Here is a 15,414-nt window from a genome sequence, read left to right as displayed (position 1 = left end):
GCGACGACACCTGGATGTCATAACCGTGAGATATAGGGCATTCATGTCATGAAGAAGTTTTTAGTTTTTCTGCTTTCATGTTTTTCAATAAATGCAGTAAACGCAGAAGACTTACAAAATACCGTTAAAGATGCATTAGCGAATCATCCTGAAGTTAATGCTGCAATAAATAGCCGTTATTCCTCGGAGCAAGATCTGCGTGCGGCACAAGGTGGCTATTTGCCATCACTGAATTTAAATGCCGAGGCCGGGCGCAAAAATGTTGATGATGCAACTACCCGCGCTGCAGGACGCAATAACGGTCTGACTCAATCACCTAACGAGGCGACTATCAGCCTCGAGCAAAATGTGTTTAACGGCTTTGCGACCAACAGCGAAGTGGCGCGACAAAAAGCGACCGTAGACTCACGCGCTTACAGCGTGATGAACACCAGCGAAAGCACCGCTTATGCGGTGATTCAGGCCTATTTCGACGTGCTGCAACGCGAAGAATTTGTGCGCCTTGCTGAAGACGATCTGGCGAACCACGAGCGCATTTATGACCAGATAAAACTGCGTACCGATCAGGGCGTTGGGCGCTCCGGGGATTTTATGCAGGCCGAAGCGCGTCTGGCGCAGGCGCGAAACAACCTGCTGACCGAGCAGACTAACCTTGAAGATGCGAAAACCACCTTTGTCAGCGTGACGGGCATGGATCCGCAGGGCTTAAGCCAGCCAGAGAGCATTGACTCTCAGTTGCCAACCTCGCTGGAAGATGCCAAAAGTCGGATGGAAAAAAATAATCCATTACTGAAGTCTGCCAATGCGGATATCGAAGCTGCGCACCAGCAGTATGAAGCGTCGAAATCAACCTTCTATCCACGTGTGGACGTTGAGCTTTCCCGCGGGATTAGCAACAACACCGATACCACTCGCGCACACACCGAAGAGTGGGAAGCGATGGTAAAACTGCACTACAACCTGTACCAGGGCGGCAGCGACAAAGCCAACATGAACTCCCGCGCTTATCTGCACAAGCAGGCTCAGGATGTACGTAATAACACACTGCGCCAGCTGAATCAGGAGCTGCGCCTGGCCTGGACCGCACTGCAAAACGCACGCGCTCAGATTCCTTCGGCGGAAGAATATGCTGACCGCAGCGTCAAAGTACGCACGGCTTATCAGGATCAATTTAGTCTTGGCGAGCGTACGCTGCTGGATTTACTCGATAGTGAAAATGAAGTGTTCTCCTCTAAACGCCGTCTTGTTGAATTACGTTATCTGGCCATGACCAGTGGCTACCGTATTAGCGAACGCACCGGGGAATTAATGAACATTCTAAAAATCACACCGCCGCCTTCAGGACAACCGGTAGATTCAGCAGAAGAAAATAGCTTACCGGAACTTCATTAATAATTATTAATCCCCAATAAATCTCTGACCTGCACGCTTATTATTAGCTTGCTATTATTTAATAGTGCACGGTCAGAATGGTTGCGAAAATGAGTGCACAAGCCGAATTATTAAATGACGTCCCTGAGAATTACGCTACCCCTAATTCTCAACATCACGACCCACGTAGCCATAATGACGACCCGTTATTAGATAGCTTACTGATTCTGTGTTCTCTGCACGGTAAACCGGCGAGTCGTTCAACATTAAGCAGTGGCCTGCCATTAGAAAACGATCGGCTCACGCTAAATATATTTCCACGCGCGGCGGCAAGGGCCGGTTTAAAGGCGCGAGTCGTCACGCGCACGCTCGATAAAATTCCGGCAATGTCTCTGCCTGCTGTCTTGTTATTGAATGCAGGGGGAACCGGGGTGTTGTTGGCCTGGAACGATGACGGTAGCGCCCGTTTTATGCCCAGCGAAAGCGAAGGTGGGGAAATTTGCGTTGATGCTGCCACGCTTGAGCAAAACTATGCGGGCAAAGTCATTTTTGCGCATCCGCGCCACGAATTCGATTTGCAGGCAGAGGCCTTTTTGCCGCGCACCAAATCCTGGTTTAAAGACACGCTGAAGCTGTCGCGTTTTCTGTATATGGATGCGGTATTGGCCAGTCTGTTAATCAACCTGATTGCGCTCGGCACACCGCTCTTTACCATGAATGTGTATGACCGCGTCGTGCCAAACCAGGCAACGGTCACATTATGGGTGCTGGCAGTCGGCATCTGCCTGGCTTTTGTCTTTGATCTGATTTTAAAAATGCTGCGCGGTATCTGCCTTGATATTGCAGGTAAGAAAAGCGATCTCATCATCTCTTCGACCCTGTTTGAGCGCATTGTCGGTATGGAGATGAAAGAGCGCCCGGCACGCGTGGGCAGCTTTGCACAAAACATTCACGAGTTTCAGTCACTGCGTGATTTCCTCTCATCCCTCACTTTGACGACGATTATCGATTTGCCCTTCACCCTGTTACTGCTGATTGTTATTGGCATTATCGGCGGCGCGCTGGCATGGATCCCGGTACTGACATTACCGATTGCCCTATTGTGCAGTTGGGCACTACAAAAGCCGGTCAACGCTGCTGTGGCAAAAACCATGAGCCTCGCCAGCGAACGTCAGGCGCTACTGATTGAAACCCTGAGCAGTCTGGATGCCATCAAAGTGAATAATGCCCAAAGCGAACGCCAGTTCCAGTGGGAACAAACGCTGGGCAGCCTGAGCCGTCTCGAACTGCGGGTGAAAACCTTATCCAGCCTGGCCAGCAACCTTACCGGCTGGTTCCAGCAAATTTCAGGCGTGGTGATGATCATCGTCGGGGTGTACATGATTATCGACGGCAAACTGAGCATGGGTGGCTTGATCGCCTGCTACATGCTCAATGGTCGCGCCTTGATGCCGCTGGGTCAGCTCACCGGCCTTATCGCCCGCTATCAGCAGGCGAAGCTGACCATCAAAAATACTGAGAAAATGATGTCGCTGACGCAGGAGCGCCGTGCGGATGAAAACCCGCTCAAGCGTGAACAGTTACAGGGCAGCATTGAATTTCGCGATGTGGATTTCAGCTACCCGGAGCAACAAAACCTGTCGCTGCACAAAATTAACCTGACCATTCAGCCCGGTGAGCGCATCGGCATTATCGGGCGCAGCGGTTCCGGTAAAAGTTCACTGAGTAAACTTATCGTCAATTTATACCAGCCGAGCGCCGGGAACCTGCTGATCGATGGTATCGACTCTCGCCAGCTGGATGTGAACGATCTGCGCCACAGCATCGGCTACGTGCCGCAGGACATCCAGCTATTCAACGGCACGCTGCGCGATAACCTGCTGTGCGGAGCGCGCTATGTCGATGACGAAACTATGTTGCGAGCGGCAGAACTGGCTGGCGTCAACGAATTCGCACGCCTGCATCCCGACGGCTATAACCTGCAGGTCGGCGAACGCGGCTCCCAGCTTTCCGGTGGGCAACGGCAGGCGGTGGCGCTCGCGCGTGCACTGTTGCTTGATCCTCCTCTCCTGCTACTGGATGAACCCACCAGTTCAATGGACAACACCAGCGAAGAGAAGATCAAACACGCGCTGGCCCCCTGTATTGCGGGAAAAACGTTATTACTGGTCACGCACCGCGCTTCCATGCTGTCGCTGGTTGACCGTCTGATTATTGTTGATAAAGGTCGCATCATCGCAGACGGTCCGAAAGGGGTAGTGATGGATGCGTTGAAAAAGGGGCAAATTAATGCGTCTCGCTGATCTCCTGACTCGTGCCCGCAGTCACATGCAGCACTATTTTCGCGGTCGTGATGAAAATCAAACCGACAGTATTAATGAGGTTAGCCAGGCCATAATTGATGATGCCCCAAGAGTGATACGACTGACGTTGTGGGTGATCCTCGCGCTGGTGGTGCTGTCCTTCATCTGGGCTGGTTTTGCAAAAATTGATGAAGTGACACGCGGTGAAGGCAAAGCGATCCCTTCATCAAAACTGCAAAAAATCCAGAACCTGGAAGGGGGAATTGTCACCGAGCTGTACGTGCATGAAGGGCAAATCGTTAACGCCGGAACTCCACTACTGCACCTCGATGACACGCGCTTCGCCTCCAACGTTGGCGAAACTGAAGCCGACAAACTCGGTCTGCGCGCCAAGGTAGAACGCCTGACGGCTGAGGTTGAAAGCCGGGACTTTGTGATTTCACCCGAGATAGCCAGCCAGGCGCCGGATGTCGCCCGGGGAGAAACCGAGCTGTACAACAGCCGTCGGGAACAATTTCACAACGAAATTTCCGGGCTTGAAGAACAGCTGGTACAGAAAAAACAGGAGCTGCGCGACTTTGAGTCAAAGGAGGATCAGTTTAAGCACAGCCTCGGGTTAATCCGTCAGGAAATCAAAATGTCCGAGCCGCTGCTCGCTTCAGGCGCCATTTCAAAAGTCGAACTGCTGCGCCTGCGTCGTACCGAAGTGGAAACCGCCGGGCAGCTCAATTCTATTAGCCTGTCGCTGCCCAAGGCCACGTCAGAAATTAAAGAGATTGAGAATAAAATCGGTGAAAGCCGTGGCCGTTTCCAGAGCGATGCGCTGGCCCAACTCAATGAAGCTCGCACCAATCTGAGTAAAACCCAGGCAAGCGTTAAAGCACTGGAGGATCGGGTGAACCGTACCATGGTCACCTCACCGGTGCGGGGTATCGTCCAGCAGGTGATGGTGAATACTATCGGCGGCGTCATTCAACCGGGCAGCGATCTGGTGGAAATCGTTCCGCTGGATGACAAACTGTTAATCGAAGCCAAAATCCAGCCGCGCGATATCGCCTTCCTCCATCCGGGTCAACATGCGATGGTGAAATTTACCGCTTACGATTACACCATCTATGGCGGTCTGCAAGGCGAAGTAGTGCAGATAAGCCCGGACACCGTTACCGACAAGCAGGGGCGAAGCTTTTATATTGTGCGTTTGCAGACGGACAAAAATTACCTGGGAACAAAAGAGCATCCGATGCTGATCATTCCCGGCATGGTGGCGAGCGTCGATATTCTCACCGGCAAGAAAACGATTCTGAGCTACCTGTTAAAACCGATTATTCGCGCACGCGCGGAAGCACTCAGAGAACGTTGATCGGATGCGCTCCCTTACATTTTGCCGGGGAGCGCATGAATTTATAACGGCGTGCAAAAAGAGAGCTTCCCACGATTCAGGGTGATTTTCCCGTCATTAACCAGCTCCTGTAACACCTTATGGATGGCACTACGTGAAATATGGTTACGGGTCAAAATAAAAGTATACACGGATGTTTTCTCGCGAACCTCTGGCTCCATCGACCAGATATATTTTACGTGTTCAATAATCTGCTCACGAATAGTACGGTGCGACTGCAACGCTTCACGCTGAAAATAACGTTGAAGATGATGCGTTAAGATATCAAACGCCTGCTTCCATAAGTTTTTTGTCGTAAACAGGTGATCGGCATTTTGTACGCTCATCGCCCACATTTCACAATCGGTATCACAACGTAAATAGTGACCAGCCACTTCCGTACGCATTTGTGGCAGGCCGAGAATAGCAGGTGCAGAAATACTCACCGTGACTAAATCGTTTTCCACACGATAAACAGAGACAGTCCCTTTCTCCAGAAATAAGATATGTCCATCGGTCTTCAAATCAATACGCTGACGTTTTTTACGTAATGACAGCCAGGCATTATCCGACTTCTTCATTTCATCGCCAACGAGCACTACAGCATTTTCAATTTCTTTCTGGAACATGGGACTCTCTACCGCAAATTATGGCTTAGTCAAAAAGATGGTTAAATTTACTCGGCACTAAAAATAAATGTCAGCTCGCAAACAAGCTGACATTTATTCCCATCTACATCTACCACCGGCATTCCCTGGTGCCATTGACGCGTTAAGGTTCATGCTGTTTTCGCGTGGTGGTGCCAGGCAGTATATGGCGCTGTCCATAAAGAATTAATGGCAATCATCTTTGTCGACATTTTTTCATCTTTCTGTTCTTTGCAGAGTAGCCAAAAAGATACAATCAATTGATTTTAATGGATTTTATTTTCATTAAAAAGTTTTCATTCTTGTTATATCATGATACCAATTTGCAACACTTCGCGGTTCTCGCTGTGGAATCAGGTCCATGCTGGTGGTCTTTATAGGCTCAGTGGTATCATGACTAAACAACCACCAGACGCATCATCAAGAGTAGAGACAATATGTCTGAGACTGGCAATGTCAGTTATCTGATTGAAAATAGAATAATATTTACGCCAGCCACACAATGTCTGGCGCGGGTAGATCACCCCAATCAGCGGATAAAACTCAAACACTCAGCGTCGTTATGTCTTTTATTACTTATTCAACATCGCGGGCAAGTGGTTTCTCAAAACGAATTACTGGAATTCGGTTGGGGTAAAAATCACCGGCAGGTGAGTTTCAACGCCTTTTATCAAAGCATTCTCTCGTTGCGTAAAAGCTTACTGCAGCTGGAGCTTGAACAACCGCTGATCACAACGATCCCCCGCAAAGGGCTGATCATTCAAGAAGAGTTTGATATTCAGGTCATTGAAACACTCGAGGAGAACTCAGCTTCTGCTGAAGAATCCTTAGCGCCAGATGCCACCATTGAGGAATTTTTGGCTGACAGACCGCGTCAACCTTTGATAACGGCTGCAGAAACAGTAATGTTGGCACTTACCCTGATAATTTGTGTGCTGATATTATATCCGTGGCAAGCCAGCGATGATTATTTCTCCGGCTATATCACTACGGATAAAGCACCCACTGACTGTCAGTATTATTTCAATAACGATGCCAGTAATTTCTCCCGGCATACCGCGTTTATCGACAAAAACCCAGGACTGTGTCAGAGCCATAAATTTATCTATATCACGACCTATCCTGAGTCTAAGAAACTGTCCGTACTGGTGTGTCGCTCACCGATAAAAGCCAGGCAAGAAAATGCCTGTCAGTCGGTATATTACCCACGGTATGATAGCTAATGAACTTATATCCCCGAACGTCCCGCATCCAGACAGGTATTATCCTGCTGCTTTGTTTTGCTGCGCTTATTCTTACTGTCGTCTATCGGTACAGTAAGAACAATGGCGAGTTACATGATCTCACCTGCCGCTCTGCCATCGAAATTGTACGCAATACAAGCTCGTTCCGAGGGATTATTGATATTAAAACCGGGGGCAGTAAAGGTATTGTGAATATTGATGGTATTATCAAAGATGCCGAAAATAATGAGCAAACCGTGCAACGCATGGTACTTTTTACACAATCCAGCTACGGCTCAAGCCCGGTCTGGATTTCACAGAAAATCCAAATTTCCAATCGAGAAACGGCTCCCGCCAGCCTTATTCAGGAACTCCTCCCCGACTTTTTCCTGACCAACACCAGCGTATCCAACGTCGATTTTTTTGCGCTGAACAGCGCGACATACCTGATTACCAAAGAGGGGATCCCCTATCTGTACTGCCAGAATTATGCTTTGCCGGAAAATGAATAATCAATAAGCGTTCTGGCGGCAAAACCTACGGATGAATCTCAGTCGTTGTCGGTGATAAGATAGACCATTCAGGCCGAGCCAACGCTCGTCGTTACTGCCCTTCAGGCGGCTTTCGAATGACAAATTTGTGGGTTTATGTGAGTTTCCAGGGGCTCACGTGAGACTGCCCAGGTCCCCAAAAAGATTAAAAAAAGAGCAAAAGCGATATGAAAGAGTCACTTGATACGGACTTCACGAACCACACCCCAATGATGCAGCAGTATCTCAAGCTGAAAGCCCAGCACCCGGAGATACTGTTGTTTTACCGCATGGGCGACTTTTACGAACTGTTTTATGACGATGCGAAACGTGCATCTCAGCTGCTTGATATTTCCCTGACCAAACGCGGCGCGTCTGCGGGCGAGCCAATCCCGATGGCGGGCATTCCTCACCATGCGGTAGAAAACTACCTCGCCAAGCTGGTCAACCAGGGTGAATCAGTCGCTATTTGTGAACAGATTGGCGATCCGGCGACCAGCAAAGGTCCAGTTGAGCGCAAAGTGGTGCGTATTGTCACGCCAGGCACCATCAGTGATGAAGCGCTGTTACAGGAACGCCAGGACAACCTGCTGGCCGCTATCTGGCAGGACAGTAAAGGTTATGGTTACGCCACGCTGGATATCAGCTCCGGGCGTTTTCGTGTTAGCGAACCCGCCGACCGCGAGACCATGGCCGCAGAATTGCAGCGCACCAATCCAGCTGAACTGCTGTATGCCGAAGATTTCGCTGAAACTTCACTGATTGAGGGACGTCGAGGATTACGTCGTCGTCCACTATGGGAATTTGAAATCGATACCGCTCGCCAGCAGCTAAACCTGCAGTTTGGCACACGGGATCTGATTGGCTTTGGCGTGGAAAACGCCCCGCGTGGATTATGCGCGGCTGGCTGCCTGCTGCAATACGTAAAAGATACCCAGCGTACCTCGCTGCCGCATATTCGTTCCATCACCATGGAACGTCAGCAGGACAGCATCATTATGGATGCCGCCACGCGCCGCAATCTGGAAATTACCCAGAACCTGGCGGGCGGTGTTGAAAACACGCTGGCTTCAGTACTCGACTGCACCGTGACGCCGATGGGCAGCCGTATGCTCAAACGCTGGCTGCATATGCCGGTCCGTGACACCAAAGTCCTCACTGAGCGCCAACAGACCATCGGCGCGCTACAGGATTCCACCGGTGAATTGCAACCCGTGCTGCGTCAGGTCGGCGATCTGGAACGTATCCTTGCTCGTCTGGCCCTGCGTACCGCGCGCCCGCGCGATCTGGCCCGTATGCGTCATGCCTTCCAGCAATTACCAGAACTGCGCGCACAACTGGAAAGCGTAGACAGTGCCCCCGTGCAGATGCTGCGCGAGAAAATGGGTGAGTTTGCTGAGCTGCGTGAACTGCTGGAACGTGCCGTAGTGGAAGCTCCACCTGTGCTGGTTCGCGACGGTGGCGTCATCGCCCCCGGCTATAACGAAGAGCTGGACGAGTGGCGAGCGCTGGCTGATGGCGCAACTGACTATCTGGACAGACTGGAAATCCGTGAGCGCGAGCGCACCGGCCTTGATACGCTGAAGGTTGGGTTTAACGCCGTTCACGGCTACTACATTCAGATCAGTCGCGGGCAAAGTCATCTGGCGCCGATTAACTATGTGCGTCGCCAGACGCTGAAAAACGCCGAACGCTACATTATTCCGGAGCTGAAAGAGTACGAAGACAAAGTTCTGACATCAAAAGGTAAAGCGCTGGCGCTGGAAAAACAGCTGTACGATGAGCTGTTCGATATGCTGCTGCCGCACCTGGCTGATTTGCAACAAAGCGCCAGCGCGCTGGCAGAACTGGACGTACTGGTCAACCTTGCGGAACGCGCTTATACCCTGAATTACACCTGCCCAACCTTCACCGACAAGCCAGGTATTCGTATTGCCGAGGGACGTCATCCGGTGGTTGAACAGGTGCTGACCGAGCCGTTTATCGCCAACCCACTTAACCTCTCGCCTCAGCGACGGATGCTGATCATCACCGGCCCGAACATGGGGGGTAAAAGTACCTATATGCGCCAGACTGCGTTAATTGCGCTGCTGGCCTACATCGGCAGCTACGTTCCGGCGCAGAAAGTAGAGATTGGGCCTATCGACCGCATCTTTACCCGCGTGGGCGCGGCAGATGATCTGGCCTCCGGCCGTTCCACCTTCATGGTAGAAATGACCGAAACCGCCAACATTCTGCATAACGCCACCGAGAACAGCCTGGTGCTGATGGATGAGATTGGACGCGGCACCTCCACCTACGACGGCCTGTCGCTGGCGTGGGCGTGTGCGGAAAATCTGGCCAATAAAATCAAAGCATTAACGTTGTTTGCCACCCACTACTTCGAACTGACTCAGTTACCGGAGAAAATGGAAGGCGTCGCAAATGTGCATCTTGATGCGTTAGAGCACGGCGATACCATCGCCTTCATGCACAGCGTACAAGATGGTGCGGCGAGCAAGAGCTATGGTCTGGCGGTAGCTGCCCTGGCAGGTGTACCAAAAGAGGTTATCAAACGCGCGCGGCAAAAACTGCGCGAACTGGAAAGCATCGCGCCGAATGTTGCTGCGACCCAGGTCGACGGCACACAGATGTCGCTCCTGACAGCTCCGGAAGAAACGTCGCCCGCTGTTGAAGCACTGGAAAATCTCGACCCGGATTCGCTAACGCCTCGCCAGGCGCTGGAGTGGATCTACCGGTTGAAGAGTCTGGTGTAACGCCGTAATGCCCGATAGTGATACACTTATCGGGCCTGCAAAATATCGCTGTATTTAGGCCGGGTAAGGCGAAGCCGCACCCAGCGTGTTGATTAGCGCTTATCTTCTGCCAGCAGCGGTGGAATACTTGGCACCATCGGTGCGTCATCAATATCCTTCTGCGTCATGCGAAACGCTTGCGGGTAGTGCTCGCGGCTGGTACGGCGTAGCGGCTCAGTATCACGCCAGGTGTATAGACAATGCTGGCACTGATATACCGTCCAGACACCTTTTACCGGCGAGTTTGCCATCACTTCAATATGTTCATCGGCACAACGTGGACAAATCATCTGCTACTCCTTATTTACGGTTGGCCAGCATGGCGGTCAGTTTTTCTGCCCAAGCTTTCGTTTCCGGTAAATCGCATACCGGCTGGCTGTAGTGCCCACGGTTATCCGGCGCAACCGGCGTGGTCGCATCAATAATTAACTTGTCGGTAATCCCCGCCGGACTGGAACCCGGATCAAGCTCCAGCACCGACATATTCGGCAATTGCACCAGATCGCCCGCCGGATTGACCTTCGAAGACAGCGCCCACATCACCTGCGGCAGGTTGAACGGATCTACATCCTCATCAACCATAATCACCATTTTCACGTAACCCAGGCCATGCGGCGTCGTCATTGCGCGCAGCCCCACCGCGCGGGCAAAGCCACCGTAGCGTTTTTTGGTGGAGATAATCGCCAGCAAACCGTGGGTATACATGGCATTCACCGCCTGCACTTCCGGGAATTCGGCTTTCAACTGTTGATAAAGCGGTACGCAGGTTGCCGGCCCCATCAGGTAGTCAATCTCCGTCCACGGCATCCCCAGATACAGCGATTCAAAAATAGGTTTGGTGCGATAAGAGACTTTATCGATACGCACGACCGTCATATTACGTCCACCGGAATAGTGCCCGGTAAACTCGCCAAACGGCCCTTCGATTTCACGCTTACGACCTTCAATGACCCCTTCGAGGATCACTTCTGAACCCCATGGCACGTCAAAGCCGGTGAGCGGCGCGGTAGCGATCGGATACGGGCTTTCACGCAGTGCTCCCGCCATTTCGTATTCCGACTGATCGTACTTCAGCGGCGTGGCCCCCATCAGGGTGATGATCGGATCGTTACCCAGCGTGATGGCAATCGGCAGATCTTCACCACGCTCTTCGGCTTTATGCAGGTGCAGCGCGATATCGTGCATCGGCACCGGCTGCAGGCCAAGCTTGCGTTTACCCTTCACTTCCATACGATAAATGCCGACGTTCTGTTTGCCAAAGTTGTCCGGATCCAGCGGATCGCGCGACACCACGCAGGCTTTATCAAGATAGAAACCGCCGTCGCCATCGTTCAGGCGAAACAGCGGCAGAATATCAAACAGGTTGATCTCATCACCATCAACACAGTTTTCAGCCCACGCCGGATTGGCGCGACGCTCCGGCGTAACCGGAAATTTATCCCAACGGCGAATAAACTCATCAATCTGTTTTTTCACTGGGGTATTTGGCGGCAGGCCTAAAGAGATGGCGTGATTCTGCCACGAACCAATAGTGTTCATCGCCACACGGGCGTCGGTAAAACCACGAATATTGTCAAACCACAGCGCTGGCGCACCGTCACCAATGCGTCCGGTCGCATTGGCTGCCGCAGCCAGATCCGGCTCGGCGTTAACTTCTTCACTGATTTTCAGCAATTGTCCCTGGTCGTCCAGCGCTTGTAAAAAGCTGCGCAAATCATCAAATGCCATTATTCATTCTCCTGTGAAAAATTCTGCGCCTGCCGTAAACCCTGCCAGCGACGGGCGTTGGGGTGTTCCAGACCAAACTGATCGAGCACACGCGCAACGATATGCTGAGTGATGTCATCGACCGTTTGCGGGTGGTTGTAATACGCGGGCATGGGCGGGACCATCGCCACGCCCATGCGGGAAAGCGCGAGCATGTTTTCCAGATGAATAGTGCTAAGCGGCATTTCACGCGGAACCAGCACCAGCTTGCGCCCTTCTTTCAGCACCACATCGGCAGCGCGCCCCACCAGCCCTTCCGCGTAGCCTGCACGAATACCGGCCAGGGTTTTCATACTGCAGGGGATAATGATCATGCCGTCAGTGCGAAACGATCCAGAGGAGATGGTCGCCGCCTGGTCCGCCGGGTTGTGGCAAAAATCGGCCAACGCAGACACATCGCGGACGCTGTACGGCGTTTCCAGTTCAATAGTGGTTTTGGCCCACTTTGACAGCACCAGATGGGTTTCCACCTCGGGCATTTCTCGCAGCGCCTGCAATAGCGACACACCAAGGGGAGCGCCGGTTGCCCCGGTCATTCCGACAATTAGTCTCATTTAGCCTCTCAATTTTTGTTCGTATACGAACGTTTTGATTAAAATACTCTCACATAACATTTCGGGCAAGGTCATCGAGCACAGATCGCTAAAGCCGCAATTGTTAAAAAAAGATGCGTAACCCGCTATGATAGAGACTGACAGGAATTCCGGAGCGCTCATGCCGTTACGAAATAAAGCATTTCACCTTTTACGTCAGCTCTTCCAGCAGCATACATCCCGCTGGCAACATGAATTACCGGACCTGACCAAACCACAGTATGCGGTAATGCGCGCCATTGCTGAACGTCCCGGCATTGAGCAGGTTGACCTGACCGAAGCCGCAGTCTGTACCAAGGCAACCCTTGCGGAAATGCTGAGCCGAATGGAAAAACGGGAGCTGGTCAGGCGTGAACATGACCCGGCAGATAAGCGTCGACGGTTTGTTTATTTGACCGCGCAAGGAGAAGCATTACTGGCCAGCGCAACTCCGTTAGGCGATAGCGTGGATGATGAGTTTCTGGGCAGACTTAGCGAAGAAGAACGTGAGCAGTTCACACGTCTGGTGCGTAAGATGATGAACTAATCTGCCGGATGGCGACATAAATGTCTTATCCGGCCTACAAAGTCCAGCTCCCCGTAGGCCTGATAAACGCAGTGCCATCAGGCAACAAACATAGAAAAAGGCCAGTCCCAATGAGACTGGCCTTTCTTGATAGAACTTGTGCTTACTCGCGGAATAACGCTTCGATATTCAGTCCCTGAGTCTGCAGGATTTCACGCAGACGACGCAGACCTTCAACCTGAATCTGGCGAACACGTTCACGGGTGAGACCAATTTCACGGCCCACATCTTCCAGTGTCGCAGCTTCGTACCCCAGCAGACCAAAACGACGTGCCAGCACTTCACGCTGTTTGGCGTTCAGTTCGAACAGCCATTTGACGATGCTCTGTTTCATATCATCGTCTTGCGTGGTGTCTTCCGGGCCGTTTTCTTTTTCATCGGCCAGAATATCCAGCAACGCTTTTTCGGAATCGCCACCCAGCGGGGTGTCTACCGAGGTAATACGCTCGTTGAGTCGGAGCATACGGCTGACGTCATCAACCGGTTTATCCAGTTGTTCAGCAATCTCTTCTGCGCTCGGTTCGTGGTCCAGTTTATGCGACAACTCACGCGCGGTACGCAGATAGACGTTCAGCTCTTTTACAATATGAATCGGCAGTCGGATCGTACGGGTTTGGTTCATAATCGCCCGTTCGATCGTCTGGCGGATCCACCAGGTTGCGTATGTTGAGAAGCGGAACCCGCGTTCCGGGTCAAACTTCTCGACTGCACGGATCAGTCCCAGATTGCCCTCTTCAATCAGGTCCAGCAATGCCAGACCACGATTGCCATAACGACGAGCAATTTTCACCACCAGACGCAGGTTACTTTCAATCATGCGACGGCGAGAAGCGACATCCCCACGCAGTGCGCGACGCGCAAAATAAACTTCTTCTTCGGCTGTTAACAGTGGTGAATAACCAATCTCACCAAGGTAAAGCTGAGTCGCGTCCAACACACGCTGTGTGGCCCCCTGCGATAACAGCTCTTCTTCAGCCAGGTCGTTATCACTGGGTTCCTCTTCACTCAAGGCTTTTTCATCAAAAGCCTCTACTCCGTTCTCATCAAATTCCGCATCTTCATTTAAATCATGAACTTTCAGCGTATTCTGACTCATAAAGGTGGCTCCTACCCGTGATCCCTAACGGAACTAGCACGTGAAAGCCTGGTTCCGCCGAATTATCGCTGCGGTAAATAGCGCAGCGGGTTTACGGATTTCCCCTTGTAACGAATTTCAAAATGCAAGCGTGTTGAACTGGTTCCGGTGCTACCCATGGTAGCTATTTTCTGCCCCGCCTTGATTTCTTGTTGTTCCCGGACCAGCATTGTATCGTTATGGGCGTAGGCACTCAGGTAATCATCGTTGTGTTTGATGATAATAAGATTACCGTAACCGCGCAGTGCGTTACCGGCATATACGACGCGTCCATCTGCGGTCGCGACAATAGCCTGTCCTTTACTGCCTGCAATATCGATCCCTTTATTGCCACCTTCAGTAGCCGCGAAGTTTTCGATTACTTTGCCGTCAGTCGGCCAGCGCCAGGTAGAGATTGGCGAGCTGGTTGACGTTGAGCTTGCAGTTGATTCGGTTGCGCTAACTGCTGGAGCCGTTACAGGCGCTGTGACAACGGTCCCAGCAGGCTTGTTGTTCGGCAACATTTTATTAGCACTTTGTTCACCTGAATCCTCAGAATACGTAATTGTTGGTTTCGAAGCAACAGCAACGGTGGAATTTTGTGCAGGGTTGGTCACAACTCCTTGCTGTGCTGCATCCGCCTGGGTGATGGCATTCCCACCAGTAATCGGTGTACCCGACGCGTTGCCCACTTGCAGAGTTTGACCAACATTCAGGCCATACGGGGCCGGAACGTTATTGCGTTGTGCGAGATCACGGAAATCGTTCCCGGTAATCCAGGCGATATAGAAAAGGGTATCGCCTTTCTTAACAGTATAGGTACTGCCGCCCGTATAGCTACCTTTCGGAATGTTCCCATACTTACGGTTGTACACAATACGACCGTTTTCCATCTGCACAGGCTGTTCCGCAACAGGCTGGATCTGTGTTGACTGTGTGGTCGGACGCTGCACCGGCTGGATCTGTGGCGTTTGCTGTACTGTCGACGTCGAGCCCATTTTTGGTGGAGGCGTAATCAGCATGCCGGAATTGGTGTTCGTTGATGCACCGCCATCAACGGAACTGACCGGTGCAGGTGGATTCGAGGTATTTGAACAACCTGCCAGCCATAATGAAACCAGTGACAAT

Annotated in this window: 13 protein-coding genes; 7 read left to right on the top strand and 6 right to left on the bottom strand. The window is 51.7% G+C overall.

All coding sequences use genetic code 11. The features are described 5' to 3' along the window. Nucleotides 1–48: 48 nt before the first annotated feature. From SK35_RS05110 to SK35_RS05100, 3 genes are all read left to right on the top strand, one after another. Nucleotides 49–1,392 carry a TolC family outer membrane protein gene (locus SK35_RS05110; RefSeq protein ID WP_048215663.1) on the top strand — a complete coding sequence of 448 codons (1,344 nt, stop codon included), beginning with the start codon at nt 49–51 and terminating at the stop codon, nt 1,390–1,392. An 89-nt stretch (nt 1,393–1,481) separates the two neighbouring features. After that, nucleotides 1,482–3,674: a type I secretion system permease/ATPase gene (locus SK35_RS05105; RefSeq protein WP_048215662.1), complete on the top strand. Its 2,193-nt coding sequence runs from the start codon at nt 1,482–1,484 to the stop codon at nt 3,672–3,674. Then, nucleotides 3,661–5,034 (top strand): HlyD family type I secretion periplasmic adaptor subunit, encoded by a 1,374-nt coding sequence (locus tag SK35_RS05100; protein ID WP_053069286.1) that lies wholly within the window; start codon nt 3,661–3,663, stop codon nt 5,032–5,034. The genes SK35_RS05105 and SK35_RS05100 overlap by 14 nt, the downstream gene beginning before the upstream one ends. Nucleotides 5,035–5,075: 41 nt before the next feature. Here SK35_RS05100 and SK35_RS05095 read toward each other — a convergent pair whose 3' ends face one another. Continuing rightward, nucleotides 5,076–5,681, bottom strand: a complete 606-nt coding sequence (locus tag SK35_RS05095; RefSeq protein ID WP_048215661.1) for a helix-turn-helix domain-containing protein — start codon at nt 5,679–5,681, stop codon at nt 5,076–5,078. A gap of 455 nt (nt 5,682–6,136) precedes the next feature. Here SK35_RS05095 and SK35_RS05090 point away from each other — a divergent pair, with 455 nt between their 5' ends. From SK35_RS05090 to mutS, 3 genes are all read left to right on the top strand, one after another. Beyond that, the gene (locus SK35_RS05090; protein ID WP_048215660.1) at nt 6,137–6,922 is read left to right on the top strand and encodes a winged helix-turn-helix domain-containing protein; all 786 of its coding nucleotides are present in this window, start codon (nt 6,137–6,139) and stop codon (nt 6,920–6,922) included. Beyond that, nucleotides 6,922–7,434 carry a hypothetical protein gene (locus SK35_RS05085; protein ID WP_003825820.1) on the top strand — a complete coding sequence of 171 codons (513 nt, stop codon included), beginning with the start codon at nt 6,922–6,924 and terminating at the stop codon, nt 7,432–7,434. Before SK35_RS05090 ends, SK35_RS05085 begins: the two co-directional genes overlap by 1 nt. A gap of 206 nt (nt 7,435–7,640) precedes the next feature. Further along, nucleotides 7,641–10,208: a DNA mismatch repair protein MutS gene (gene mutS, locus SK35_RS05080; RefSeq protein WP_048215659.1), complete on the top strand. Its 2,568-nt coding sequence runs from the start codon at nt 7,641–7,643 to the stop codon at nt 10,206–10,208. A gap of 92 nt (nt 10,209–10,300) precedes the next feature. Here the strand turns inward: mutS and SK35_RS05075 are convergent, their stop codons facing one another. The 3 genes from SK35_RS05075 to SK35_RS05065 are packed head-to-tail and all read right to left on the bottom strand — an operon-like array spanning nt 10,301 to nt 12,568. Further along, the gene (locus SK35_RS05075; RefSeq protein ID WP_032944812.1) at nt 10,301–10,537 is read right to left on the bottom strand and encodes a non-oxidative hydroxyarylic acid decarboxylases subunit D; all 237 of its coding nucleotides are present in this window, start codon (nt 10,535–10,537) and stop codon (nt 10,301–10,303) included. A 10-nt stretch (nt 10,538–10,547) separates the two neighbouring features. Continuing rightward, a complete protein-coding gene (locus SK35_RS05070) occupies nt 10,548–11,975 on the bottom strand; it encodes a non-oxidative hydroxyarylic acid decarboxylases subunit C (RefSeq protein WP_048215658.1) in 1,428 nt (475 codons plus the stop codon). Beyond that, nucleotides 11,975–12,568: a non-oxidative hydroxyarylic acid decarboxylases subunit B gene (locus SK35_RS05065; protein WP_048215657.1), complete on the bottom strand. Its 594-nt coding sequence runs from the start codon at nt 12,566–12,568 to the stop codon at nt 11,975–11,977. Before SK35_RS05065 ends, SK35_RS05070 begins: the two co-directional genes overlap by 1 nt. Before the next feature lie 160 nt (nt 12,569–12,728). Here SK35_RS05065 and SK35_RS05060 point away from each other — a divergent pair, with 160 nt between their 5' ends. Further along, nucleotides 12,729–13,133: a MarR family winged helix-turn-helix transcriptional regulator gene (locus SK35_RS05060; protein ID WP_032944816.1), complete on the top strand. Its 405-nt coding sequence runs from the start codon at nt 12,729–12,731 to the stop codon at nt 13,131–13,133. Between the two features lie 142 nt (nt 13,134–13,275). Here SK35_RS05060 and rpoS read toward each other — a convergent pair whose 3' ends face one another. Together rpoS and nlpD are read right to left on the bottom strand one after the other, a co-directional pair. Further along, nucleotides 13,276–14,268, bottom strand: a complete 993-nt coding sequence (gene rpoS, locus SK35_RS05055; RefSeq protein ID WP_000081498.1) for an RNA polymerase sigma factor RpoS — start codon at nt 14,266–14,268, stop codon at nt 13,276–13,278. 62 nt (nt 14,269–14,330) lie between these two features. Next, a complete protein-coding gene (gene nlpD / locus SK35_RS05050) occupies nt 14,331–15,413 on the bottom strand; it encodes a murein hydrolase activator NlpD (protein WP_223849051.1) in 1,083 nt (360 codons plus the stop codon). Nucleotide 15,414: the final 1 nt, after the last annotated feature.

This window comes from Citrobacter sp. MGH105, from assembly GCF_001037485.2.
Classification (GTDB): Bacteria; Pseudomonadota; Gammaproteobacteria; order Enterobacterales; family Enterobacteriaceae; genus Citrobacter; species Citrobacter portucalensis.
Note: the sequence above shows the minus strand (reverse complement) of the source record. Positions and strands in the feature narration are given on the sequence as shown.

Bases quoted from the DNA above. Each gene is read 5' to 3' on its own strand.
- SK35_RS05110 (WP_048215663.1), top strand. From the start codon at position 49: ATGAAGAAGTTTTTAGTTTTTCTGCTTTCATGTTTTTCAATAAATGCA.
- SK35_RS05105 (WP_048215662.1), top strand. From the start codon at position 1,482: ATGAGTGCACAAGCCGAATTATTAAATGACGTCCCTGAGAATTACGCT.
- SK35_RS05100 (WP_053069286.1), top strand. From the start codon at position 3,661: ATGCGTCTCGCTGATCTCCTGACTCGTGCCCGCAGTCACATGCAGCAC.
- SK35_RS05095 (WP_048215661.1), bottom strand. From the start codon at position 5,681: ATGTTCCAGAAAGAAATTGAAAATGCTGTAGTGCTCGTTGGCGATGAA.
- SK35_RS05090 (WP_048215660.1), top strand. From the start codon at position 6,137: ATGTCTGAGACTGGCAATGTCAGTTATCTGATTGAAAATAGAATAATA.
- SK35_RS05085 (WP_003825820.1), top strand. From the start codon at position 6,922: ATGAACTTATATCCCCGAACGTCCCGCATCCAGACAGGTATTATCCTG.
- mutS (WP_048215659.1), top strand. From the start codon at position 7,641: ATGAAAGAGTCACTTGATACGGACTTCACGAACCACACCCCAATGATG.
- SK35_RS05075 (WP_032944812.1), bottom strand. From the start codon at position 10,537: ATGATTTGTCCACGTTGTGCCGATGAACATATTGAAGTGATGGCAAAC.
- SK35_RS05070 (WP_048215658.1), bottom strand. From the start codon at position 11,975: ATGGCATTTGATGATTTGCGCAGCTTTTTACAAGCGCTGGACGACCAG.
- SK35_RS05065 (WP_048215657.1), bottom strand. From the start codon at position 12,568: ATGAGACTAATTGTCGGAATGACCGGGGCAACCGGCGCTCCCCTTGGT.
- SK35_RS05060 (WP_032944816.1), top strand. From the start codon at position 12,729: ATGCCGTTACGAAATAAAGCATTTCACCTTTTACGTCAGCTCTTCCAG.
- rpoS (WP_000081498.1), bottom strand. From the start codon at position 14,268: ATGAGTCAGAATACGCTGAAAGTTCATGATTTAAATGAAGATGCGGAA.